A 24,173-nucleotide genomic window follows, 5' to 3' on the forward strand; every position below is an offset into this window, starting at 1 on the left:
AAGCTGGAAATCAAAGAATGAGAAGCTACGAGAAATCCAAAGCTGCTTTTAGAGAATCAAGTAAAATTATGCCTGGTGGTGTAAACAGTCCTGTTCGTGCATTTAAAAATGTAGGAGGGAATCCACTATTTATTGATCATGCAAAAGGTCAACATATCTATGATATTGATGGCAATGAATATATTGACTACGTGCTTTCTTGGGGCCCATTAGTTCTGGGACATGCGGAGGATCACGTGGTTGCTGCGCTTCAAACTGCAGTGGAACGGGGAACCAGTTATGGTGCACCTACACAATTGGAAACACAGTTAGCTGAAATGGTTCAGAACCTTGTGCCATCTATGGAAATGATGCGAATGGTATCTTCTGGTACCGAAGCAACAATGAGCGCAATTCGTTTAGCTCGGGGATTTACACACCGTGATAAGATTGTGAAATTCATTGGTAATTATCATGGGCATAGTGATTCGTTACTAGTAGATGCAGGTTCTGGGATGGCAACTTTTGGAATTAACACATCTCCTGGTGTACCAGATCCATTTGCATTAGATACGCTGACTGTCGAGTACAATGATACTGCTGCGATTCGTGATCTATTTGAAAAGCAGGGTGACGAAATCGCTTGTGTCATTGTGGAACCAGTTGCAGGTAACATGGGTGTTATTCCGGGCACGCAATCCTTCCTAGAAACTTTACGTGAAATCACTAAGGCCTCTGGTTCGTTATTGATATTTGATGAAGTTATGTCTGGTTTCCGTGCTGGTCTTCATGGTGTACAAGGTTTAACTGGAATTACACCTGATCTAACAACACTTGGTAAAGTTGTCGGTGGTGGCTTACCAGTTGGTGTTTTTGGCGGACGCAAGGATATTATGTCTGATATTACTCCGGCAGGTAACGTTTACCATGCAGGAACTTTGTCAGGAAATCCACTTGCAATGACTGCGGGGATTTCAACATTGTCACAATTAAACGCGGACTTATATATTCAAATGGGTAAAAAAGTCGATCGTTTAACTGCCGGAATTCAAGAAAGTGCAGACCGGCATGGCGTTCCGTTGGTAACACATCACGTAGGGACAATGTGGAGCTACTTCTTCAATGAAGGACCAATTAATAACTTTGTCGATGTTAAAAAGAGTGATGAGCAGTTCTTTGCTAAGTTCTTCAAAGAAATTTTAGCAAACGGCATCTATACTGCGCCATCTCAATTCGAGACAAACTTCTTATCAGCTAAACATACTGATGAAGACATTGATCGAACTGTAGCAATTTTTGATGATGCATTTACAAAACTAGCGTAGGTGGAAGATGATGGGAGAGCAATTTCGTGATTTAACGATCGTGCCGCTTTCGTCAACAATAGAAATGGTAATTGCCTGTGATAGTAGTGCAGGCATTGGCGAAAAGAAGGCAGATATGGTCGCAATTGATACAGCGACTATGTCTGCCTATTCGCTTAGGGTACCGTTACTTGAATTGTTGGCATATGGTGCCAAGCCCGTTTCTGTTGTTGATACAGTTGGAAATGAGATGGAGCCCACGGGAGCAGCCGTGATTAAAGGAATGCGGGCCGAAATGCAACGGGCGGATTTATCTGATATTCCACTTAATGGCAGCACAGAAGATAACATGGTTACACAAACAACATCAGTTGGGGTTACTGTCATTGGTATTCGTGATCGAAGTCCCAAGTTTTCAAAGCAAACCGCTATGGCCGTTTATTGTTTGGGCACACCGTATGTAGGTGAAGAAGTTAAGAAACATCTAGATGAAATATTTGGTTACCAAGAATTGCGACAAATTCAGCAAACGACTGGTGTCGTAGATATACTACCTGTTGGATCAAAAGGGATGGCATTTGAGGTGGAACAATTACGTCAAACGCATCACTTAAATCAAGTGATACACGCATCTGACTGGAAGTTACTGGATATGGAAAAATCGGCAGGTCCTGCTACAGTACTACTTATTGCTGTAGACAAACGTAAGCAAATCCAGTTTGAGAAGGAAAACGTATTGCCGGTTAAAAGGTTATGCGATTTGGAAGGAGCTGCAATTTGATGGGTAAGTTAACGGTTGTAAGCGGCGGTGCCAAAAGTGGAAAATCAGTATACGCTGAGGAAATGTTTAGCCGAGAAAAACGGATTTGTTATATTGCGACTGGTGTTCTTTTTAAACAAGACGTCGAAATGCAAAGACGAATCGAACATCATCAAAAGCGAAGACCATCAAGCTGGGTTACCCGCGAAACCTATGAACAAGTTGCCGACGTAATTGGTGAAAATGATTATGATGGTGTATTGCTGGATGATGCAACGATGCTAACTACAAACTTGTTTTTTAAATTTGTTACTAACAATTTGCCGATTAATGGCACTTCTGATGTTGATGAATACATTGAGAATATGTCCAAGGATGCAGTTGAAAAAGTCAGTAATAGTATCATGAATGAATGGGAATGTATACTACAATCAATTGATCAGTCGGACTCGCCGGTAGTGATTGTGACTAATGAGGTTGGCTTAGGAATTGTGCCGGCTACAAAGCAAACACGTATTTTACGTGATTGCTATGGTTTAGTGAATCAACGTTTGGCAAAGGTAGCAGTTGATTTCTATTTGGTAGTTAGTGGTTTGCCACTCAAAATTAAGTAGGTGTTTAAACATGTTTAGAGCTTTAGTGTTATTCGGGCAGTTTTTTACGCGTTTTTCAATTCCCATTCAAATTAATGATCCCTTGGTAAAGTTCAAAAAAAGTGTTCAGTATATAACGCTCTTTGGGGCGCTATTGGGATTGCTTGAAGGGGTGGCATTTGGTGGGTTAAGTTATTTATTTCCAAGTGCCTTTTCTTGGATGTTAATTATAATTGCAGATGGTGTTATTACGGGTGGATTCCACCTGGATGCATGGGCAGATACTGCGGATGCAATTTTCTCATCGAGAACCGTTGATCGGATGAGAGAAATTATGAAGGATAGTCGACTAGGCACAATGGGTGTACTAGCTTTAGTCTATTACTACGCGATTGCGATTGGTGTTGGGCCACTTTTAGAAAAGCATTTGGATCGGCTGACAATGGCTGGTGTGGTTATTGTTTTTGTGATGATGAGTAAGATTGCAATTAGCTTGTTGCTGTTCCATATGCATTATGCGGGATCTACAGGCGGATTGGCAGAAATGTGGCAAGGAGTTAAAGTTTGGCAAATTATCGTCGCCCAAGTGTTTGCCATAGTTGTTATTGTTTTATTGACGCACTTAGCAGGATTAATTGCTTATTTTGCTGTTTGTTTAGTTGCAATTCCATATCGGCATAAATTCGTTAAACTATTTGGTGGTTTGACAGGGGATACACTTGGTGCCTTCACATGTTTCACCCAATTGACGTTTCTATTAGTTTACACGGGTTTGGTGGTGCTAGGATGGAGCTGATTTTAGCACGCCACGGACAAACTAACTTTAATGTTGCTAAAAAATTTTATGGTGCATTAGATGTTCCTATTAATGAAAATGGGCGGAATCAAGCAGAATTATTAGCTGATAAATTGCGTGACTTTGAGATCTCTAAAATAGTTACTAGTGAAATGACTCGCTGCGTTCAAACTGCAACACCAACCGCAGAGGAACATAAAATGAAGATTTCTCAAAACGGCCTTTTTAATGAAAAGTCATTTGGTCGTTGGGAAGGGTTAGATGCTGATCAAATTGAGGCGCTCGATTCAAAGGAGTGGTGGAGCTGGTTAAATGCACCATTTACATATACGCCACCTGCAGCGGAGCCATTCGATACATTTTTTGAACGAGTTACAAAGGGCGTATCGGAGCTTCTGATTGACCGTCAAACGTCAAATAAGGTATTGCTTGTTTGTCATCTAGGGGTTTTGAGATCTGTTAATCAGCTTCTTTTCCCTGGAACAGATTTTTGGTCAGTTGATTTCAAAGCCGGTTGTTATACACAGTTTCATTTGGATGAGGATTCTGTTCGTGTAGTTACACGTAATCAGTAAGTTAAGAAGGGTAAGAAATGGCTCGCTTATTGTTATATCCACAGAAGAAGGTTTCTGATGCACTGCAAATTCAGTTAAAGGATGCTGGACCTGTTGTTTACTATCCGTTACGACGTCTTGAAGCGCGAAATATATCAGAAGAGGAAACCCAGCGTGCTTTACAAGCCGAGGTGGTAGTCATTAGTAGCCATTTTGCGTTGCAGGTCTTTAATGCTTCACTAAATATGTTTCCACAGGTTGGCGTTGCTTGTGTATTGAGCGCGAAAATGGCGCTTGATGTAAGCAAACAGTTCTCCGGAACCGTTGTAATTAGTGCGCAAGAAAATCAGTCAAGTTTGCGAGAACGCACACTGGATTACTCGAATCGAAAGGTTGTTTGGTTGGAAGGGGATCACTTTGAGCCATCATTTCAAAAGAACGATCAGGTAGATGTACTAACGGTGTATAAAAATGTCTGGTTGGAAAGTGATACACAAGCCGCAGTAAATGTGATGAAAAACTATCAGTTCAACCAGATACTGGTCACTAGTCCATCAGCTTTTGAACGTCTATTGAAAATTATCCAGTTATTGGTTAATTCTGAAAATTGGAATGAAGCAAGTTATTATACGCTTGGTGAACGCACGTATACGACTGTTCAGAACCATTTCGAAAAGGTTTGGATACCTCGGGAACATCACAATGTTCTTGCTAAAGCAGTTCAACAGATGTTAGGTGACAACCAATGAATAATAGTTTTAACCAAATTAAGGAACAACATCTTATCACTGATTTTTGGTAATGTTTACAGTAGGAGATGGGAACGTATGAAATCAATTGTTTGCTTAAACGGTGGGACTTCATTAACTTCATATAACCGACTGTTAACGAAATATTTAGCAGGAAACTATCAAGCTGTAGTAACTTGGGAAGAGCCTGACTTATTAGAATTACCCTTTATTGACGGAACTGGTGTTAATGATGGTAACGAACAGTTACGGACTTTTTTAAAGCAAGTTACAGAGGCCGATGGGATAGTTATCGCGACACCCGAATATAATAACGGGACGACGGCTAGCATCAAAAATGCACTTGACTGGTGCTCCTACCAGCCTTATCCATTGAAAAATAAACCAACCATGATTATCGGAGCATCAGTAGGACAGTTAGGGACAGTAAGGGCACAGGAGAATGTACGCGCAGTTCTACGGTCTAGGAGTCTAGCTCCTCAACTTGTTGATACACCAGAAGTTCTGATTGGTAACGCAGATTGCAAGTTTGATGAAGATGGAAACATTATGGATCAGAGGACTAAAAAGTTACTGACGCTTTCAATGAATGCGCTATTAAACTTAATGTGAGGTTTAAAAATGGCTGAAGCAAAAAAAATAAAACGAATTATTCAAGAATACGTTCCTGGTAAACAGGTGACATTAACACATATCATTTCAAGCCCAACAGCCGATGTTTTTGAGAAGCTCGGAATTGAGGATACACATGATAGTGTTGGGATTTTAACTATCACACCAGCGGAAGCCGCTATTATAGCTGCAGATGTCGCATTGAAATCAGGTGGTGTGGAAATTGGTTTCATGGATCGTTTCAGTGGGACAATTATTCTTCACGGTAGTATTGATGGATTAGTTGCAGCGTTCGAAAGTGCAAACGCAAAAATGGCAACAATGTTACATTTTTCAGTCAGTAAAATCACACAAAGCTAACTTTCTTTTGATAAAGATGTTCATTTAAAGTTCACTTTGATAATTAAATTAAAAAGCCAACCACCAAAATTTTGGTGGTTGGCTTTTTTTCACTGCGAAGCTTTTCTAAATTCGGAAGGGGTTGTGTTTGTGTACTTTTTAAAGGTCTTACTAAAGTAACTAGTTTTAGAAAAACCTAAACGTTTAGAAATTAACTTCACAGGAGTTGTTGTGTCTTGCAAAAGTACCATTGCTCGTTTGATTTTCTTTGCCGCTAAATAGTCTGAAAAATTCATATTGGTGGATTTTTTAAATAACTTTGAAAAGTAGAAGCTGGATAGATATACGCGCTGGGCAACTTCTTCTAAAGAAATATTTTGGTTTAAATGTTGTTCTATATATACAAGTGCGTCGTTAATTTCCTTATTTTTAGTTTTAATTGACTCTATTCTATCTAAAGAGTTACTGACAGGGACGTTTTTCTCAGGTGCACGATTAAAACTAATGACTGTATTATTGGCAACGATTGGTGCTGCGGACTCAGGTGCTGCAGATGCGTAACGGTCAACTTCTCTTTGAATGATTAATCGTAGCAAGATCACAGAAGCCTGAACGTGTTCACCGGATGAATTCCCGGTTGGCCCAAATGGTGATCTTGCCATTCCAGAACTTGCTGTATTCCCACAGCAGGCGTAGGCAATTGCCTCATGGTTGAGAACAATTGGCAAGCGACTTAGTGAATAGTGATTATCTAAATGAGTCGACAGATTCTGCGGCACGTTTAGATCATCCATCGGCTTGTCATTAAAGGGTTGGAAGATTGATAACCCAAAAGTATTACAAATACTTTGACCGGCAGTATCTGTCAGAGTTGTGATACATCCGGTGGCTTCAGAGAAATTTTGCAACAGTTGGTTGAGTTGTTGAATGTGTGCAGCAGTCATAATCTGTGTAAGATTTTTTTCCATCGTTAACTTGCCTCAAGTGTTTGTTCTAATGTATTGATCGTTTAGTAGGAACTTATTATTAAATGGGCAATTGTACAATGTTGAGCAATTAAAAAGCGACTTTTATGAAAGGGTTTGCATTGCTAACATTGAGCTATTCATGTTGATGGTTATAGTATAACAAGAAAAAGCAGTAATGAGAATATGTGACTATTTAGGCATAGCAATAAAGTGTCACCTTTTTTTTGTACCCTTAGGGAGAACCAGAAGAACATTTTACATCGGGAAAATCCCGAAGGAGGAGAAGTTCATGGATAGAGAAGCACTTGGGTTAATTGAAACCCGTGGCTTGATCGCTTCAATCGAAGCAGCAGATGCAATGGTTAAAGCTGCTAACGTTAAGCTCGTCGGTCAAGAAAAGATTGGTAAGGGCTTGATTACAGTTATGGTACGCGGTGATGTTGGCGCAGTTAAAGCTGCTGTTGACGCCGGTGTAAGCGCTGCCGAAGAAATCGGTGAAGTAGTTTCTAACTACGTCATTCCACGCCCTCACCAAGATGTTGAAGCTCTATTACCAAAGGAAAACAAATAGGTAGGTGAATAAACTATGGCTGATACGGACGAATTAGTTAACCGCGTCATGGGTAAGTTACTTGACGCTAGCAATTCAGGAAGTAAACCCGCAACAAAGAATGTTGGTAAAACAGATTTAACTGAATTTGTTGGAACAGCTCCAGTTGGAGATACCATCGGTATGGTGATCGCCAACGTTGATAGTGAATTATCTAAGAATCTACATTTACAAAGCGAATTTCGTTCATTAGGGATCTTATCTGCACGTACTGGTGCTGGTCCTCAAATTATGGCTGTGGATGAAGCAGTCAAAGCAACTAACACTGAAGTTGTCAGTGTTCAAATGCCTCGTGACACCAAGGGCGGTGCTGGACATGGTTCATTGATCATTGTCGGTGGTAACGATGTCTCAGATGTTCGTCGTGCGATTGAAGTTGCATTAGCAGACGTTCCTAACAAGTTTGGTGATGTTTACAACAGCGCTGCTGGACATTTGGAATTACAATACACAGCACGTGCCAGCGAAGCTTGTCACTTTGCATTCGGTGCACCTGTAGGCAAGGCATATGGTTTAATTGCCGGTGCCCCAGCTGGTATCGGTGTTGTGATGGGTGATACTGCTTTGAAGGCTGCAAACGTCGACGTATTGTCATTTGCATCTCCAGCGTACGGCACTAGTTACTCAAACGAAGGTGTTCTTCATATTTCTGGTGATTCCGGTGCTGTTCGCCAAGCTGTTATTGCAGCTCGCGAAGTTGGACTGAAGTTATTGGGAACACTTGGTGAAGAACCTAAGAATGATTTTCCATCTTACATTTAGGTTGAGGGGAGAATGACAACTAATGAAACGTCAAAAACGTTTTGAAGAGTTAGAAAAACGTCCAGTTCATTTGGATGGATTTGTTAAGGAATGGCCTGAAGAAGGTTTTGTTGCTTTGGAAGGACCTAACGATCCTAAACCTAGCATCAAAATTGAAAATGGGGTTGTAACTGAATTAGACAGCAAGCAACGTGACGAATTCGATTTGATCGATATGTACATTGCTGATCACGGAATTGATAAATCACGTGCCGTCGAAGTTATGAACACTGATTCATACAAATTGGCGAACATGCTCTGTGATCCTAACGTACCTCGTGAAGATATCATTCCATTAACGACTGCGATGACACCTGCCAAAGCGGTTGATGTTATTTCAAAGTTAAACTTCGTGGAAATGATGATGGCCACACAAAAGATGCGCCCACGTCGGACACCAGCTACACAAGCCCATGTTACTAACTTGAAGGATAACCCCGTACAAATTGCCGCAGATGCTGCGGATGCTGCTTTACGTGGGTTCCCAGAGCAAGAAACAACGACTGCCGTTGGTCGGTACGCTCCGTTTAACGCCATTTCAATCATGATTGGTGCACAAACTGGACGTCCTGGTGTGTTAACACAATGTTCTGTTGAAGAAGCCTTGGAATTGAGTTTAGGGATGCGTGGTTTTACTGCTTATGCCGAAACTATTTCCGTTTACGGGACTGAACAAGTGTTTACCGATGGTGATGACACACCTTGGTCAAAAGGTTTCCTTGCTTCTTGTTATGCTTCTCGTGGACTGAAGATGCGCTTTACTTCCGGTTCCGGTTCAGAAGTTATGATGGGATATGCTGAAGGTAAATCAATGCTTTACCTTGAAGCACGTTGTATCTACATTACCAAGGCTAGTGGTGTTCAAGGCCTACAAAATGGTGGTGTTAGTTGTATTGGTATCCCAGGATCTGTTCCATCAGGGATTCGTTCCGTTTTAGGTGAAAACTTAATTTGTATGATGCTGGATTTGGAATGTGCTTCTGCTAATGACCAAGCCTTTTCACACTCAGACATGCGTCGGACTGAACGTCTGTTAGGACAATTCCTTGCAGGTACCGACTATGTTTCATCTGGTTACTCTTCAGTTCCTAATGAAGATAACATGTTTGCCGGTTCTAATACCGATGCTATGGATTACGATGACTATTACGTCATGCAACGTGACTTGAAGATTAATGGTGGGATTGTTCCGGTTAAGGAAGAAGACGTCATTAAGGTTCGTAACAAAGCTGCCAAAGCACTTCAAACTGTCTTCGAAGCTTTGGGATTACCAAAGATCACAGATGAAGAAGTTGAAGCGGCTACTTATGCGAATACTTCAAGAGACATGCCAGAACGTAACATGGTTGAAGATATGAAGGCTGCTCAAGACATGATGAACCGTGGAATTACCGGCTTGGATATTGTTAAGGGTCTTTACAACGGTGGTTTCCGTGACGTCGCACAAGCTGTTTTGAGCTTATTGCAACAACGGATTGCCGGAGACTTCTTGCAGACGTCAGCTATCTTCGATAAGGACTGGAACGTTATTTCTGCAGTTAATGACAAGAACGATTACGAAGGACCAGGAACTGGTTACCGTGTCTCAGGCGAGACTTGGGAGAAGATTAAAGATATCCCAATGGCCATCGATCCTTCAGACTTCTAATTCATAACTACAGAAAGGAGGCCATTAAAATGGCAGATGTAGATGTTGCCTTATTACGTAAAATTGTTCAGGAAGTAATTAAAGAAACAAATGATGCGAGTCAACCAATCTCCTTCAAGAGTGAGGATCAACCAACGCCTGCAACAGAAGCTCCCGTTGCGTCCAAGAAGGTACCAGCAGGAATGGACGCGCCAAAACAGCTTGACTGGTTCAAACATGTTGGTCCCGCAAAGCAAGGGACAGCGGTTGATGAAGTTGTTGTCGCTGTGTTACCAGGATTTGCTGAGCATTTGACTGAGAATATGACTGGGTTATCCCATAAAGATATTCTTCGTCAAGTGACCGCTGGTATTGAAGAAGAAGGTCTACGAGCACGGGTTATCAAAGTTTATCGGACAGCCGATGTATCATTTGCCGGTGCTGAAGGTGACAAGCTTTCTGGTTCCGGAATTGGGATTGCGATTCAATCAAAAGGGACTGCAATTATTCACCAGCGTGATGAAGAACCACTGTCAAACCTTGAATTATTCCCGCAAGCGCCTGTTCTAACACTTGATACCTACCGTGCAATTGGTGTGAATGCAGCCAAGTATGCTAAGGGTGAATCACCAACTCCTGTGCCAACGGTCAACGATCAAATGGCGCGGGTACAATACCAAGCTAAGTCAGCACTGATGCACATTAAGGAAACTAAGTATGTTGTGTTAGGTAAACAAGCTGAAGAAATTCAGGTCAGCTTCTAAACAAAAAGGTTAGAAAGGATCTTATCATGAGCGAAATGGAAGACCTTGTAGCGAAGGTTATGGCAGATATGCAGAACTCAGCAACTAAGAGCACTGATGCTCCAGTTAATGCCGGTTCAACAACACCAACAGCTTCAGCTACGACAGATGGTAAAGAATTGGGTCGCGATGATTACCCACTATTTAGTAAACATCCTGACATGATTAAATCACCAACGGGAAAAAGCGTTACTGACATTACGTTGGAAAACGTTGTGAACGATAAAATTACTGCTGATGATTTGCGGATTACACCTGCAACTTTGAAAGCACAGGGCCAAATTGCTAAGAGTGCCGGTCGGACAGCTATTCAGGGTAACTTTGACCGTGCTTCTGAATTGACGGCGATTCCTGATAAGCGCTTGCTTGAAATGTATGGATCATTACGTCCATATCGTTCAACTAAGCAAGAATTATTAGACATGGCAGACGAACTAGAACAACAGTACAACGCAAAAATTTGTGCTACCTGGGTTCGTGAAGCCGCTAAGAACTATGAACTTCGCAAGAAGCTTAAGGGTGATAACTAGCGGAGGTAATTCATGGCACAAAAAGTAATTGGTGTGGATATCGGGAACTCCTCTACAGAAGTTGCCTTAGCAGATGTTTCGGCTGATGGACAAGTCGATTTTATCAACTCAGACATCACGGCAACGACTGGTATCAAGGGTACTAAACGTAACCTCGTCGGAGTTAGAACTGCTATCAACGGTGTTTTAGCTAAGAGCAATCTGGATGTTTCAGATGTTGACTTAGTTAGAATAAACGAAGCAACACCTGTTATTGGTGATGTTGCGATGGAAACCATTACGGAAACCATCATTACAGAATCGACCATGATTGGCCACAATCCACGTACCCCTGGTGGTGTCGGTCTCGGAATTGGTGAAACAATTCTGATTAGCGATGTCATTAGACAAGGAAATACAGATACAAACTATGTTGTTCTGGTTCCTAAGGAAGTAGATTTTGGCGATGCAGCGAAGTTGTTAAATGCATACGCTGCGAATGGTTACAAAATTACGGGTGCAATTTTACAGGGTGACGATGGTGTGCTGATTGATAATCGATTGAATTATAAGATTCCGATTGTTGATGAAGTATCGTTGCTTGAAAAGGTTCCGCAACACATGTTATCAGCCATTGAAGTGGCTGATAAAGGTGGTGTGATTCGACAGTTGTCCAACCCTTATGGGATTGCAACGGTGTTTAATCTAACGCCAGAACAAACCAAAAATGTTGTGCCGGTTGCACGTGCCTTAATTGGGAACCGTTCCGCTGTTGTTATTAAAACGCCAGCAGGGGATGTCAAAGCCCGTGTTATTCCAGCTGGATCAATCAATATTCTTGGTGATGATCATCAGGAAAATGTTGGTATTTCAGATGGTGCTGACAAAATAATGAAAACGGTTTCGTCGTTTAAGCAAATCGATAATGTTACTGGAGAATCTGGTACTAATATCGGTGGAATGCTTGAACGTGTGCGTCAGACAATGGCAGATTTGACTGATAAGAAGATGCAAGATATTTTCATTCAAGATTTGCTAGCTGTTGATACGTCGGTGCCAAATGACGTTAAAGGTGGCTTGGCGGGTGAGTTCTCAATGGAACAAGCCGTCGGGATTGCATCAATGGTTCGGACCGACCATCTTCAAATGCAGATGATTGCTGATGAAATTCAGAAAGAATTTGATGTCAAAGTTGAAGTTGGTGGCGCTGAAGCAGAAGCTGCCATTCGTGGTGCGCTAACGACACCAGGGACGCAAGCCCCACTTGCCATTCTCGATTTAGGGGCTGGTTCCTCTGATGCATCGATCATTAACAAAGAGGGCAAGATTGTGGCTATTCACCTAGCAGGTGCTGGTGATATGACAACCATGATTATCAACTCTGAATTGGGATTAGATGATGTTTATCTGGCAGAAGACATTAAACGCTATCCATTAGCAAAGGTCGAAAGCTTATTCTATATTCGGCATGAAGATGGAACTGTTCAATTCTTCGATGACGCACTTCCTGGTAATTTATTTGCCAGAACAGTAGTTGTTAAACCAGATGGTTTCGTACCAGTTCCTGGTGATGTATCGATAGAAAAGATTCGTTCTGTTCGTCAATCTGCAAAACAGCGTGTGTTTGTTACAAACGCTTTGCGGGCACTGGCAAAGGTTAGTCCCACAGGTAACATTCGGGACATTCCGTTTGTTGTCATAGTTGGTGGATCAGCACTTGATTTTGAAGTTCCACAGTTGGTTACAGATGCCTTGTCACACTATAACTTAGTTGCTGGACGCGGAAATGTTCGTGCAATTGAAGGTCCACGTAATGCCGTTGCTACAGGTTTGATTTTAGCTTATGCAAATGAGCTGAAGGAAGGTCGGTAGATATGGCAGTTGAACCCAAAATTTTAATTGCAGGAAAGTCGTCTCAATCGGTAGAACCATTGCTTAACGGCATTGAGGAGGAAGAAATTCCTTATCAAATGACAGACAAAGTTAGTGGTGAAAATACGGTTGAGTTGGCGCACGAGGCTTCATTAGCTTCACAACTGCACGTGGGGTTAGCGACTGATGACCAGTTTGCGTATTTACATTTAAATAGCTTGCCCGTTGATAAGCCATTAGCACGTGTAGCACTTAGCGATAAAGAAGATTTACGACGTCTTGGTGCTAATGCAGCACGGTTAGTAAAAAGAGTGCCGTTTAAAGATTTTGAACGGGGAGGTGAAATTTTATGAGTGAAGCACTTGGGATGGTTGAAGTTGGTGGTTTTTCAACTGTTGTAAAAGTAGCTGATGTCATGGTAAAAACAGCAAACGTTCACATTGAAAAAATTGAGCGGGCGCGTGGTGCCGGACAGATGACTGTCTTTGTATCAGGGGATGTTGGCGCTGTTAACGCAGCGGTCGCAGCTGGTGCAAACATTGCCGCCGACGTTGACAAGTTTGTTGCTAAGCAGATTATTCCTCGCCCAGCAGCTGGCATTGATTCATTAGTCAAGGCGGCAAAAAACTTCCCGACGGCTGTTAGTGAAACAGTAGATTCAACGAAGGAAGTTGATACGCCAGTCGTTGAAAAGCCAGAATCAGTTAAGGAACAAGCAACACCAGCAAGTCAGGCAGCAAAGCCTGAAAGCAAACCTGCAACAACTAAACGTACAACGACAAGTCGCCGTCGTACGAACAACAAAAACACAAGACCAAAACAATAGTTTTTAATTGGAGGAAATCAAAATGAATAACGCACTTGGAATGATCGAAACAAAAGGTTTAGTATCCGCAATTGAAGCAGCAGACTCAATGGTTAAGGCAGCTAACGTTGAATTAACTGGTTACGAAAAGATTGGTTCTGGTTTGGTAACTGTTATGGTTCGTGGTGATGTTGGTGCCGTTAAAGCAGCCGTTGATGCTGGTACTGCTTCTGCTGAAAATGTCGGTGAAGTTTACGCCTCATACGTAATTCCTCGTCCACACACAGATGTTGAAGGTATCTTACCAAAGAGCGAAAAGTAAGGGTAGCTGAGGCAAACACATGAATGATAATGAATTACGCGCGTTAATTAAGCAAATCGTTGAAGAAGAAACACAACCTGGTATTCCAATTGGTGTTTCAAATCACCATATTCACTTATCAGAAGAAGACTTTGAAACATTGTTCCCTGGTCAAAAGATGACTAAGTTCAAGAACTTACGCCAACCGGCAGACTTTGCTTCAAATTCTAAGGTTACGGTTGTTGGACCTAAGGGTGAAATTCCTGGTGTCCGTGTTCTGGGACCCTACCGGAAACAATCACAAGTTGAACTATCGTTAACTGATGGCTTCCAAATTGGTGTTAATTTACCAGTTCGGATGTCAGGAAATCTTGATGGTGCACCTTCTGTAACACTCAAGACGGATGCTGCTGAAATTACGGTGGCCGGTGCTATCGCTGCCAAACGTCACGTTCACATGAGCTTAGAAGATGCCAAGAAGTACGGTGTTAAGTTGGGCGACAATATTGCTGTTGAAGTAACTAACGGCAAGCGTCGGTTAGTCTTTAACGATGTTGTTGCTCGTCCACGTGAAGACTTCGTGTTGGAAATGCACATTGATACTGACGAAGCCAATGCAGCTGGTCTTTCTAAGGATTCAATTGCCCGAATCATTTCTGATAATAACTAGGTTTAAAGGAGCGCTAACATGTTTGAGGATCAAGTTAAGCAATTGCGTCAGTTTAATAAACTCGTGCATAGCTCAACCCATGCAGATAATAAGTTAGCGACTGGCCAGTTACGAGTTGGTATTGATTTGGGAACAGCCACGATTGTCTTTGCAGTTATTAACGAGCAGGGAGATCCTGTTTACGGCGAATCAGTGCCAGATCAGGCAATTCGTGACGGTGTAATTGTTAACTATCTCGATGCCGTCCGCATTGTTCAAGGTATTCGAGAACGTGCAGAGGCTGCCTTAGGAACACAACTGACAACGGCAGCAGGTGCAATTCCTCCTGGAGTTGGTACTGGCAATAGTAAAGCAGTTGCCAATGTCATTGAGGATGCAGGATTGCACTGTAGCAACATTGTTGATGAACCAACAGCTGCAGCGACCTTTTTGAAGGTAAAGACCGGAACAATCGTTGATGTCGGTGGTGGAACTACCGGAATTAGTGTGTTTGAGAATAACAAGTTAATTCATGTCGGCGATGAAGCGACTGGTGGTTACCACATGACGCTAGTTTTGGCAGGTAGTGAGCATATTTCGCATACTGAAGCTGAAACATTAAAGCAAGATCATCAGCGTGAACACGAAGTCTTTCCTGTCATTCGGCCAGTTGTTGAAAAAATGGCAACCATTGTTGATCAAGTTGCCGAACAACGACCGGTAGAACCAATCGTTGTAGTTGGTGGAGCATCAAACTTTAGTGAGTTTACAACTACGATGGCCAAAGTGTTGGATCAACCTGTTGAAGGGATTATCAATCCAGAGTTTGTAACACCACTTGGTATTGCACTGAGTGATGATCCTCTACAGGAGGCGACAAGTGATGGATATTGATCAACTAGTTAATCTCGTGGTTGCACGCTTACAACGGCGTTTCCATAGTCAGAGGACCGTTGATTTTACAGACATTATGACAATTGATGATCGTGTGTTGGTCGATAATGCACGAATTACAGTCGATGATGTGAGTGTGTTCGCACTTAAAAAATTAATGATGTTGGATGAAGATGACGCGTTTACTAGGTTTGTACTGGCTGGTATTGGTTTAGGAACAGATGTCACCTTACGTGTGAACTTTGCTGAGGTGAATCTAATTCCAGAAAAACTAATTGTTGATTGGCCGGTAAAAATAGAGCTTGCTACCCAGCAACAAGTTGTGAGTGTTCCAGGACGTTTCTTGACTAGAAGCGACATCATGAACCTGCCTGAGCAAGCCGTGTTAATCAAAACTCGATCACAACTGCTAACGCAGCTGGCTGAAGATACCGTTAGACAGCAGAAGATTCAAGTGATGGAAAGGATGAATCAATCATGTATATGGCAAAAGTAGTGGGGAGCGTTGTAGCTACCCAAAAAGATGAATCCTTAGTGGGTCGAAAACTAATGATTGTTCAACCAATCAATAGTGAAATGGATCCAGTCCGGACTGAAGAAGTTGCTGCCGATACGGTAGGTGCAGGGATTGGTGAATTAGTTCTGCTAGTTCGCGGTGCCGGTGCTCGTAAAACACAAAACGAGGGGACACATACTCGTGATGTCGTAGATTCGGCCATCGTTGGCATTATTGACCGATTTGATAAGTGAGGCGAAATTGAATGGCAATTTATACAAAAACTGGTGACAAGGGAACCACTTCTCTATTCACTGGTGAGCGAGTTAAAAAGTATGACATTCGTGTTGAGACTTATGGCTCGTTTGATGAATGTAATGCACAAATTAGCGTGGCAGAAAAGTTTTGCCAACGTGAAAAAAACAAAGAACTTCTAAAGTGGGTTCAATATCGAATGTTCATTTTAGATGGTGAAATTGCTTCATCAGATCCAGACAAATTTTACGGTAAAAGTGATCGTATTACTGAAGCCGATGTCCACCGCATGGAAGGTGTTATTGACGAATATACGAATAAGTTACCTGAATTACATTCATTTATTCTGCCAGGAACCAGTCTTGCAGGTGCACATCTTCACTTAGCCCGAACTGTTTGTCGGCGAGCAGAACGGCTACTGATTCATGTTAATGAAGAAGAACCATTCCGTGCTGAAGTTCTACGATATGCGAACCGCTTATCTGATTTTCTGTACATTGTTGCTCGTGATGAAGATGAATATGCACGCACACAAGGTATCTGTAACGAAGTATTGAAACGCTATCAAGAGGCACTAGCGAATAAATAATAAGGAGGAAGTAAAAATGGCAGTTGAAAATATTTTATCAAGCGTTCAAGCAGCTTTTAAAAAGCAAGATGGTTCAGCACTTTTTTCCCGCGAAAACTTTCAACATGCATTTGATGCCGTTGAAGCCAAAGCCAATGAACAACACGTTGGGGTTTCCATGTGCATCATGGATGCTGCAGGTAATCCATTAATGCAATATCACATGACGAATGCTAATTTGGTCAGCATTGAATTAGCACCTAAAAAGGCATGGTCTGCGTTAGCAATGAAGCAACCAACCAAGGATGTTAGTGATCAAATCCAACCTGGTGCACCATTATATGAAATGGAAACCATGTTAGACGGTAAGCTAGTTTCGTTTGCTGGTGGTTTACCACTAATCGTTAATGATCAAATTATTGGTGCTTTTGGTGTCAGTGGTGGTGCCGTTGAAGAAGATCAAGCTTGCTGTGAAGCAGGGGTCAAACAATTTTTGGAAGGGATCAAGTAAGCCCATGGCAGAATTAGAAGAACAAATTCGTAAAATTATTAAAGAAGAATTAGGTCAACAAAGTGGGAATGATGCTAATGTTGCACCAGCATCATCACACACCGCTGGTGGTCACTTAGGAATTTTCCCTAATGTTGAAGACGCCATTGCTGCCGCTAAAGCAGCTGAAGACCGTTATGTAGATGCAAGCATCGAGACTCGTAATCAGATACTTGATGCAATCAAAGAAGGTTTTCGTCCATACATCGAACAAATGGCAAAGGCCATTCGTGAAGAAACTGGAATGGGAACTGTACAAGCTAAGATTGCTAAGTTAAACAACGCTTTGTACAACACACCTGGTCCTGAAATTTTACAGCCTGAAGCCGAAACTGGTGATGGTGGGTTAATCATGTATGAATATGCACCGTATGGTGTTATCGGGGCCGTTGGTCCAAGTACAAACCCATCAGAAACTGTTATTGCGAATGCCATCATGATGCTAGCTGGTGGGAACACTGTCTTCTTCGGTGCTCACCCAGGTGCTAAAAACATCACACGTTGGACCATCGAAAAGTTAAACGAATTCGTTGAAAAAGCAACTGGTTGGCAAAACTTAGTGGTTGGGATTGAAAACCCAAGCATTGAAGCTGTGCAAACGATGATGCAACACCCTGATATCGCATTATTAGCTGTTACTGGGGGCCCAGCAGTGGTTCACCAAGCCATGACTAGTGGTAAGAAGGCAATTGGTGCCGGTGCCGGTAACCCACCTGCCATTGTTGATGCAACTGCTGATATCAAGTTGGCTGCACATAATATTATTGAATCAGCTTCATTTGATAACGATATTTTATGTACTGCTGAAAAAGAAGTTGTTGTTGAACAATCTGTTAAGGATGAATTGATTCGTGACATGCAAAATGAAAACGCATTCCTAGTTACGAATCCAGCTGATATTCAAAAATTAGCCGACATGACCATTACGGACAAAGGTACACCTGACCGTAAGTTTGTTGGTAAGGATGCAACCTTTATCCTTGACCAAGCTGGCATTAGTTACACCGGTCAACCTGTTGAAATCATCTTAGAAGCACCAAAGGATCATCTTCTGGTTGTGACTGAAAACCTTATGCCAATCTTACCAATCGTAAGTTGTCCTAACTTCGTTTCAGCTTTGCGGACTGCCGTTGAAGTTGAACAAGGCTTCCATCACACTGCTTCAATTCATTCACGTGACTTGATCCACATCAACAAGGCTGCTCACCGGATGAACACGTCAATCTTCGTGGTTAACGGACCAACATTCTCAGGTACTGGGGTCGGATTTACCGGTGCATCTGCACTGACCATTGCTACACCAACTGGTGAAGGAACGACAACTGCAAAGTCATTTACACGTCGTCGTCGGTTGAATTCACCACAGGCGTTCTCATTACGTAGCTGGAACGATTAGGCGAAAGGACGAAACACCATGGAGAAGTTTACGATTCCAACAAAAATCATCTCCGGCTCTGATAGCCTAAAGGTGTTAGCAGCTTTTGAGTCGAAGAAGGTCTTGTTCGTCTGTGATCCGTTTTTGGATGGCAGTGATACATTAAAAGAAATTGAGCATGAATTGCCTGGTAGTGCTGAAATCAAGGTGTTCTCTGACGTTAAGCCAAACCCACCATTGACTAACATTACTGAAGGGGTTCGTGTCTATCAGGAATTCGTTCCTGATGTCATCATTACGCTTGGTGGTGGTTCAGCAATTGATACTGCCAAGGCCATCCGTAATTTTGGTGAAAAGATTCTGGATCAACAGCTAGAATGCTTTGTGGCCATCCCAACAACAAGTGGGACTGGTTCAGAAGTTACTAATACAGCGGTTGTTTCAGATGAGGCCAACCATGCAAAGTTCCCAATCATTAACGATCATTTGATTCCGGATATTGCCATCTTGTATCCACAATTGGTGATGAGTGCGCCTAAGAGCGTCACCGCCTATTCTGGTCTTGATGTTATGACACACTCACTGGAATCACTGGTTGCCCGTGATGGCAACTTATTTACCGAAGCATTAGCTGAAAAAGCGATTGATGTAATTGGTAAAGAATTAGTCACCGCGTATCGCGAACCAGACAACTTAGAGGTTCGTAAAGTGGTTCATGAAGCTGCAACAGCAGCGGGACTTGCATTCAATACTGCTGGTCTGGGAATTACGCATTCTATTGCTCACCAGTTAGGTGCACAATTCCATGTTCCGCATGGTCTTGCATGTGCAATGTTATTACCACATGTTGTTGCTTTTAATGCACAGGATAAAGCTTGTGAAGAAAAGTATGCGTGTGCAGCACGTAAGGCGGGCATTGCCGATGCAGATAGTAGTAATCATATGGCCGTACGGCAATTGATTCGCAAGCTGCAAAAGATGATGCGTCAAATGAATTGTCCAGAAACATTAGCTGCCTTCGGAGTGAAGCCAGCAGATGCTAAACAAGCTTGTGCAACAATTATTGCTGCTGCTAAGGAAGATGGAACATTTCCTGGCAATCCAATCGTACCAACGGATGAACAACTAGCGGCTGTTTACAAAAAGGTGATTGAATAATACGGGGTGAAAATCATGAACGGATTTCTGGGAGAATTACTAGGAACGTTTGTTTTGATTGTGTTTGGGGCCGGCGTCAACTGTGGCGTTAACCTGAACAAAACGTATGGCAAGAAAAATGGTGACTGGCTGTTGATCACCTTTGGTTGGGGCATGGCCGTTACCATGGGTGTATACGTGGCCGGCAGCATTGGTTCACTTGGGCATTTAAATCCAGCAGTAACCATTGCGGAAGCTGCCTTTGGTTTATTCCCATGGAGCAAAGTTGTTGCATACTTACTTGGTCAATTTATCGGTGCTTTCCTTGGTGCAGCACTAGTCGTTGTACATTATTACCCACACCTTAAGGTTACAAAACCTGAAGATGGTAATCATGTCAGCAACTTCGCTACGCTACCAGCGATTAGCAATCCGTTGTTTAACTTTTTAAGTGAAATTATTGCAACGTTTATATTTATTTACGTACTACTCAACTTAGGTAACTTTACAGTTGGTCTAAAGCCTTTCATAGTTGGTTTCTTGATTTTGGCAATCGGTATGAGCTTGGGTACGACCACCGGATATGCAATTAATCCGGCTCGTGACTGGGGACCTCGATTAGCATATTCAATTTTACCAATTCCAAATAAAGACAGCAGTCATTGGGAATACGCATGGATTCCAATGGTTGGACCAATTGTTGGTGGCTTATTAGCCACAGCATTATTCAAAATCCAATAACAACTAATTAGAAAAGGAAATGTGAGTTTATGTTGCATAAAGTATTAGCGATTAATTCAGGTAGTTCGTCTTTAAAATTTAAGTTATTCGAGATGCCAACTGAAAAAGTTTTAGCGGCAGGACAAATTGAGCGGATCGGTAAGACCGATGCAGCATTAAAGTTTTCATATACTCCTGAAGGTAGTGCTGAAACATCTAAGATCGAACAAAAGCAGCCAATTGAAAGTCATGAAGTTGCTGTTCAATTAATGACTCAAGCACTTATCGATAATAAGGTAATCGAATCGTTATCTGATATCGAAGGGGTTGGACATCGCGTTTCCAATGGTGGTGATTACTACCATGATGCAGTTGTTGTGGATGATGAAGTGGAGCAACGTATTGATGAACTCAGTGCGCTGTCTCCATTACATAATCCGGTCAACTTACAAGGAATGAAGGCCTTTGATTTACAGTTGCCAGATGTGAAGCAAGTTGCTACTTTTGACACATCTTTCAATGCAACCATTCCTTTGAGTACCGCACTATATCCGATTCCATATAAATACTATGAAAAATATGGTATTAAACGTTTCGGTTTTCATGGACCAAGTCATCAATATATTGCTCAAGAAACGGCCAAGCTTGTTCCTGAGGCGCATAAGTTAATCAGTTGTCACATTGGTAATGGTGCAAGTATTTCGGCCATCCTGGATGGTAAGACAATTAATAACTCAATGGGCTTCACACCATTAGCAGGGTTGATGATGGGGACTCGTTCTGGTGATATTGATCCACAAATTATTCCATTTTTAGAAGAACATGAGCATCTTGACGCTGATGGCATTAAGGCAATGTTAAATGAACAGTCCGGTATCCTAGGGATTTCTGAAATCTCGAACGATCTACGTGAAGTTGAAGATGCTGCAGCTGAAGGTAATAAGCGTGCAATTTTAACTTTAGCAATGTTTGTTCACCAAATTGATTTTTACATTGGTGCTTATGCTGCTGACTTGAATGGTGTGGATGCAATTACGTTTACTGCAGGTGTCGGAGAGCATTCAGCCACTGTACGAAAGTTAGTTGCTGAACACCTTAGTTATCTTGGTGTTAAGATTGACGACGAAAAAAACAATGCTAATGCGGAATTTATCCAGAGCGCAGATAGCAAGGTTAAGGTATTGGTTGTTCCAACGGATGAAGAAGTAATTATCGCTCGTGACGTTGTGCGGCTTTTAAAATTAGGGGATTGAACTATGGCTGAAAACGATTTTGAACCAACAGAAGAACTTGAGCGGGTCATTCAAGAGTCTGTCCCAGGAAAGCAAGTTACACTTGCACATGTGATTGTGCATCCCGATGCTGAAATTTTCGACAAACTTGGAATTGATGACACAAGTAGTTCTTTGGGGCTATTAACCATTACGCCAGGAGAAGCAGCCGCAATTGCATCAGATGTCGCTTCTAAGTCTGGCTCTGTGGAAGTCGTTTTTATTGATCGTTTTAGTGGATCCGTATTACTGGCAGGAATGGTCGACGATGTAAAGTCTGCAATTCAGGCTGCAGAATCAACATTACATTCTGTACTAGATTTCACAATCACACCTGTAACTCAATCCTAATTAAGAATGTTCCTATTCTGAAAGTCTTGTGTGCGCGTAAATAGCATGGTACTTTATGACATAAGAAGTTAAACATGTGCGAACTAATACGTAACGAGGACAATCAATTATGGATGGTAGTAACACCGAGGAACAAGACAAAATTTTTCAGGAATATAACGAAAAACAAGTTGATGCGTACAGTGCATTAGATGAATTGACAGCGTGGCTAGGATTATGTCGAGTTAGGGCAGTTAATAATGGTTTGAGGCCATTTGATGCGGAGTTTAAAACCATTCAACGACTCTTATTTTGTATTGGCGGTGATCTTCCGTTGAGACGCGGAAGTGATCGAAAGCACTTGTTTCCAATCGGTGCTAATGAATGGCTTAGTGGATTAACGACGCAGTATTCTGTGACGTTGCCAGAATTACATCAGTTTGTTGTGCCTGGTGGTAGTATTCAAGCCACGGAGCTGCAAGTGGCTCGTACGATGGCTTTAAAGGCATATCGAACAGTTAAGTTAGCTGTAGAAGATGAACATTCTGAAATGATTCTGTTTTTAAATACGCTATCAAATTATTTCTTTGTATTAGCTCGCTACGTATATATCGAGTTAGGTGTACAGGAAGAATTATTTGATGCAGATGATCCTGAATGGCCTTTTTAAGGTCGTTCAAAAAGGGGTAATAGTATGAGACGACCCTTATTGGTCGGTGCAGTTGGCTGTGGTAAGACTACGTTGCGGCAACGGCTAGCAGGAGTAGCAATCAAATACGATAAAACACAGTCTGTTGAGTTTTTTAAAGATGCTGTTGATACTCCAGGTGAATTTGTAGAACATCATCGGTTTTATAGTGCATTGTCGGTGACAGCTGCAGAGGCTGACATTATTTTAATGTTGCAAAGCATCTTAGATAAACGGCAAATCTTTGCACCGGGATTTGCGACGATGTTCAACCGCCCAGCAGTTGGTATTATTACTAAGGTTGATTTGGCGACTGATGAACAGCAAATTGCAAAAAGTGCAAAGTACCTACGTATGGCAGGTGCAAAAAAAATCATCTTATGTTCTGCAATCAAGGATATAGGGACTGTAAATATTGAAAATGTTCTTGATCTAAAGGGAGGGGAGTAAACTTGAATCAACAAAAGTTAGCACAGTTAAGCACAGATGTTACTGGATGGTTAATTAGTGTTGGTGAAAAGCTACGACCTGGGGTCAAAGCAATTGAAACTGTTGATACAAAGAGTTCACGCAACGATTTGGTAACCAATGAGGATGTTGCGATTGAGGATTTTCTTGAACAGCAAATTCATGAGCATTACCCAGAGGCACGTATTGTTGGCGAAGAGAATAAGAAGTCTCGTGTACAAGATCTGGACGGACTGGTGTTTTTTGTTGATCCAATTGATGGCACACTTAACTTTGTCAGAAAACACGATTGTTTTGCTTCGATGATTGGTGTTTATGAGAATGGGGAGCCTGTATTTGGTGCAATCCTTGATGTTATGGAAAATGATCTATATTGGGGCGGTCCACAGCTGGGTGTTTTCTGTAATGAAGAAAAGTTACCGAGCGTTGATGACAAACCACTAGCAGAAGGGCTAATCGGTGCATCTTGGCGCCAACTCTTTACAAACCGCTTTAACCTGGGAACAGTTGGCTATCATGCTTCTGGTGTACGTATTTTAGGGAGTGCAGGCTTAGAATTTGTCCAGTTGTTGCATGGTAGACATGTTGGGTATGTTTCAACATTGAATCCATGGGACATTGCAGCTGGAAAAATTTTGGCAGAAGCTTTGGGGTACAAGACCAGTACTGTTGCTGGCCAAAAAGTTAACTTATTGCACACGTGTGATTTTGTTGTGATGACACCTAAAGCAATGAAGGAATTCAATGCTTTAACTTATGCTTGATATCATGAAAGAGACATCCCAAGTGG

32 protein-coding genes are annotated in these 24,173 nt (G+C 42.0%); 31 read left to right on the plus strand and 1 reads right to left on the minus strand.

Going from position 1 to position 24,173, the window contains the following annotated elements:
• The first annotated feature begins 17 nt into the window (after window positions 1-17).
• The 8 genes from hemL (at window position 18) to IV55_RS05180 (ending at window position 5,707) form a co-directional block, all read left to right on the plus strand.
• Window positions 18-1,304 carry a glutamate-1-semialdehyde 2,1-aminomutase gene (hemL, locus tag IV55_RS05145; protein ID WP_057810019.1) on the plus strand — a complete coding sequence of 429 codons (1,287 nt, stop codon included), beginning with the start codon at window positions 18-20 and terminating at the stop codon, window positions 1,302-1,304.
• A 10-nt stretch (window positions 1,305-1,314) separates the two neighbouring features.
• Window positions 1,315-2,064, plus strand: a complete 750-nt coding sequence (locus IV55_RS05150; RefSeq protein WP_057810021.1) for a hypothetical protein — start codon at window positions 1,315-1,317, stop codon at window positions 2,062-2,064.
• Entirely contained in the window at window positions 2,064-2,657 is a 594-nt protein-coding gene (locus IV55_RS05155; RefSeq protein ID WP_057810023.1) for a bifunctional adenosylcobinamide kinase/adenosylcobinamide-phosphate guanylyltransferase, read from the plus strand. Before IV55_RS05150 ends, IV55_RS05155 begins: the two co-directional genes overlap by 1 nt.
• Before the next feature lie 10 nt (window positions 2,658-2,667).
• Window positions 2,668-3,432, plus strand: a complete 765-nt coding sequence (locus IV55_RS05160) for an adenosylcobinamide-GDP ribazoletransferase (protein WP_057810025.1) — start codon at window positions 2,668-2,670, stop codon at window positions 3,430-3,432.
• Window positions 3,423-4,007, plus strand: a complete 585-nt coding sequence (locus IV55_RS05165) for a histidine phosphatase family protein (RefSeq protein WP_057810027.1) — start codon at window positions 3,423-3,425, stop codon at window positions 4,005-4,007. Before IV55_RS05160 ends, IV55_RS05165 begins: the two co-directional genes overlap by 10 nt.
• Before the next feature lie 17 nt (window positions 4,008-4,024).
• Window positions 4,025-4,735, plus strand: coding sequence for a uroporphyrinogen-III synthase (locus tag IV55_RS05170; protein WP_057810028.1), 711 nt, complete (start codon window positions 4,025-4,027; stop codon window positions 4,733-4,735).
• Window positions 4,736-4,813: 78 nt separating this feature from the next.
• Window positions 4,814-5,347 carry an NADPH-dependent FMN reductase gene (locus IV55_RS05175; RefSeq protein ID WP_057810031.1) on the plus strand — a complete coding sequence of 178 codons (534 nt, stop codon included), beginning with the start codon at window positions 4,814-4,816 and terminating at the stop codon, window positions 5,345-5,347.
• A gap of 9 nt (window positions 5,348-5,356) precedes the next feature.
• The gene (locus IV55_RS05180; protein ID WP_057810033.1) at window positions 5,357-5,707 is read left to right on the plus strand and encodes a BMC domain-containing protein; all 351 of its coding nucleotides are present in this window, start codon (window positions 5,357-5,359) and stop codon (window positions 5,705-5,707) included.
• 89 nt (window positions 5,708-5,796) lie between these two features.
• Here the strand turns inward: IV55_RS05180 and IV55_RS05185 are convergent, their stop codons facing one another.
• Window positions 5,797-6,654: a helix-turn-helix domain-containing protein gene (locus IV55_RS05185; RefSeq protein ID WP_057810035.1), complete on the minus strand. Its 858-nt coding sequence runs from the start codon at window positions 6,652-6,654 to the stop codon at window positions 5,797-5,799.
• Window positions 6,655-6,943: 289 nt separating this feature from the next.
• Here IV55_RS05185 and IV55_RS05190 point away from each other — a divergent pair, with 289 nt between their 5' ends.
• The 23 genes from IV55_RS05190 to IV55_RS05300 all read left to right on the plus strand — a co-directional run bounded on the left by IV55_RS05190 (window position 6,944) and on the right by IV55_RS05300 (window position 24,147).
• Window positions 6,944-7,225 (plus strand): BMC domain-containing protein, encoded by a 282-nt coding sequence (locus IV55_RS05190; protein WP_057810037.1) that lies wholly within the window; start codon window positions 6,944-6,946, stop codon window positions 7,223-7,225.
• 15 nt (window positions 7,226-7,240) lie between these two features.
• Entirely contained in the window at window positions 7,241-8,026 is a 786-nt protein-coding gene (gene pduB / locus IV55_RS05195; RefSeq protein ID WP_057810040.1) for a propanediol utilization microcompartment protein PduB, read from the plus strand.
• Window positions 8,027-8,048: 22 nt separating this feature from the next.
• Window positions 8,049-9,713, plus strand: a complete 1,665-nt coding sequence (locus tag IV55_RS05200; RefSeq protein ID WP_057810041.1) for a propanediol/glycerol family dehydratase large subunit — start codon at window positions 8,049-8,051, stop codon at window positions 9,711-9,713.
• Window positions 9,714-9,742: 29 nt separating this feature from the next.
• Entirely contained in the window at window positions 9,743-10,456 is a 714-nt protein-coding gene (locus tag IV55_RS05205; RefSeq protein WP_057810043.1) for a propanediol/glycerol family dehydratase medium subunit, read from the plus strand.
• A 26-nt stretch (window positions 10,457-10,482) separates the two neighbouring features.
• Window positions 10,483-11,025 (plus strand): diol dehydratase small subunit, encoded by a 543-nt coding sequence (locus IV55_RS05210; RefSeq protein ID WP_057810045.1) that lies wholly within the window; start codon window positions 10,483-10,485, stop codon window positions 11,023-11,025.
• Window positions 11,026-11,037: 12 nt separating this feature from the next.
• Entirely contained in the window at window positions 11,038-12,876 is a 1,839-nt protein-coding gene (locus IV55_RS05215) for a diol dehydratase reactivase subunit alpha (RefSeq protein ID WP_057810047.1), read from the plus strand.
• Between the two features lie 2 nt (window positions 12,877-12,878).
• On the plus strand, window positions 12,879-13,229 hold the full coding sequence (locus tag IV55_RS05220) for a glycerol dehydratase reactivase beta/small subunit family protein (RefSeq protein WP_057810049.1): 351 nt from the start codon (window positions 12,879-12,881) through the stop codon (window positions 13,227-13,229).
• On the plus strand, window positions 13,226-13,702 hold the full coding sequence (locus tag IV55_RS05225; RefSeq protein ID WP_057810051.1) for a BMC domain-containing protein: 477 nt from the start codon (window positions 13,226-13,228) through the stop codon (window positions 13,700-13,702). Before IV55_RS05220 ends, IV55_RS05225 begins: the two co-directional genes overlap by 4 nt.
• A gap of 22 nt (window positions 13,703-13,724) precedes the next feature.
• Window positions 13,725-14,003 carry a propanediol utilization microcompartment protein PduA gene (gene pduA / locus IV55_RS05230; RefSeq protein ID WP_057810053.1) on the plus strand — a complete coding sequence of 93 codons (279 nt, stop codon included), beginning with the start codon at window positions 13,725-13,727 and terminating at the stop codon, window positions 14,001-14,003.
• Between the two features lie 19 nt (window positions 14,004-14,022).
• Window positions 14,023-14,652: a phosphate propanoyltransferase gene (locus IV55_RS05235; protein ID WP_057810054.1), complete on the plus strand. Its 630-nt coding sequence runs from the start codon at window positions 14,023-14,025 to the stop codon at window positions 14,650-14,652.
• Window positions 14,653-14,670: 18 nt separating this feature from the next.
• Window positions 14,671-15,525 carry an ethanolamine utilization protein EutJ gene (gene eutJ / locus IV55_RS05240; protein ID WP_057810056.1) on the plus strand — a complete coding sequence of 285 codons (855 nt, stop codon included), beginning with the start codon at window positions 14,671-14,673 and terminating at the stop codon, window positions 15,523-15,525.
• Complete coding sequence (pduM, locus tag IV55_RS05245; RefSeq protein WP_057810059.1) at window positions 15,515-16,021, plus strand: PduM family microcompartment protein; 507 nt, start codon at window positions 15,515-15,517, stop codon at window positions 16,019-16,021. The genes eutJ and pduM overlap by 11 nt, the downstream gene beginning before the upstream one ends.
• Complete coding sequence (locus IV55_RS05250) at window positions 16,003-16,275, plus strand: EutN/CcmL family microcompartment protein (protein ID WP_057810060.1); 273 nt, start codon at window positions 16,003-16,005, stop codon at window positions 16,273-16,275. Before pduM ends, IV55_RS05250 begins: the two co-directional genes overlap by 19 nt.
• 11 nt (window positions 16,276-16,286) lie before the next feature.
• A complete protein-coding gene (locus IV55_RS05255; protein WP_057810062.1) occupies window positions 16,287-16,865 on the plus strand; it encodes a cob(I)yrinic acid a,c-diamide adenosyltransferase in 579 nt (192 codons plus the stop codon).
• Between the two features lie 16 nt (window positions 16,866-16,881).
• Entirely contained in the window at window positions 16,882-17,355 is a 474-nt protein-coding gene (locus IV55_RS05260; RefSeq protein ID WP_057810064.1) for a GlcG/HbpS family heme-binding protein, read from the plus strand.
• 4 nt (window positions 17,356-17,359) lie between these two features.
• Window positions 17,360-18,790 (plus strand): aldehyde dehydrogenase family protein, encoded by a 1,431-nt coding sequence (locus tag IV55_RS05265; protein WP_057810066.1) that lies wholly within the window; start codon window positions 17,360-17,362, stop codon window positions 18,788-18,790.
• Window positions 18,791-18,808: 18 nt separating this feature from the next.
• Window positions 18,809-19,927: a 1-propanol dehydrogenase PduQ gene (locus IV55_RS05270; RefSeq protein WP_057810067.1), complete on the plus strand. Its 1,119-nt coding sequence runs from the start codon at window positions 18,809-18,811 to the stop codon at window positions 19,925-19,927.
• 15 nt (window positions 19,928-19,942) lie between these two features.
• Complete coding sequence (locus IV55_RS05275; RefSeq protein WP_057810069.1) at window positions 19,943-20,647, plus strand: MIP/aquaporin family protein; 705 nt, start codon at window positions 19,943-19,945, stop codon at window positions 20,645-20,647.
• Between the two features lie 29 nt (window positions 20,648-20,676).
• Window positions 20,677-21,879, plus strand: a complete 1,203-nt coding sequence (locus IV55_RS05280) for an acetate/propionate family kinase (RefSeq protein WP_057810071.1) — start codon at window positions 20,677-20,679, stop codon at window positions 21,877-21,879.
• Window positions 21,880-21,882: 3 nt separating this feature from the next.
• Complete coding sequence (locus IV55_RS05285) at window positions 21,883-22,248, plus strand: BMC domain-containing protein (protein WP_057810073.1); 366 nt, start codon at window positions 21,883-21,885, stop codon at window positions 22,246-22,248.
• Between the two features lie 109 nt (window positions 22,249-22,357).
• Entirely contained in the window at window positions 22,358-22,897 is a 540-nt protein-coding gene (locus IV55_RS05290; protein ID WP_057810075.1) for an ATP:cob(I)alamin adenosyltransferase, read from the plus strand.
• Window positions 22,898-22,921: 24 nt separating this feature from the next.
• The gene (locus tag IV55_RS05295; protein WP_057810077.1) at window positions 22,922-23,365 is read left to right on the plus strand and encodes a EutP/PduV family microcompartment system protein; all 444 of its coding nucleotides are present in this window, start codon (window positions 22,922-22,924) and stop codon (window positions 23,363-23,365) included.
• Window positions 23,366-23,367: 2 nt separating this feature from the next.
• Complete coding sequence (locus IV55_RS05300; RefSeq protein WP_057810078.1) at window positions 23,368-24,147, plus strand: inositol monophosphatase family protein; 780 nt, start codon at window positions 23,368-23,370, stop codon at window positions 24,145-24,147.
• The last annotated feature ends 26 nt before the right edge of the window (window positions 24,148-24,173 follow it).

This window comes from Furfurilactobacillus siliginis (assembly GCF_001437435.1).
In the GTDB taxonomy this organism is placed as follows: domain Bacteria; phylum Bacillota; class Bacilli; order Lactobacillales; family Lactobacillaceae; genus Furfurilactobacillus; species Furfurilactobacillus siliginis.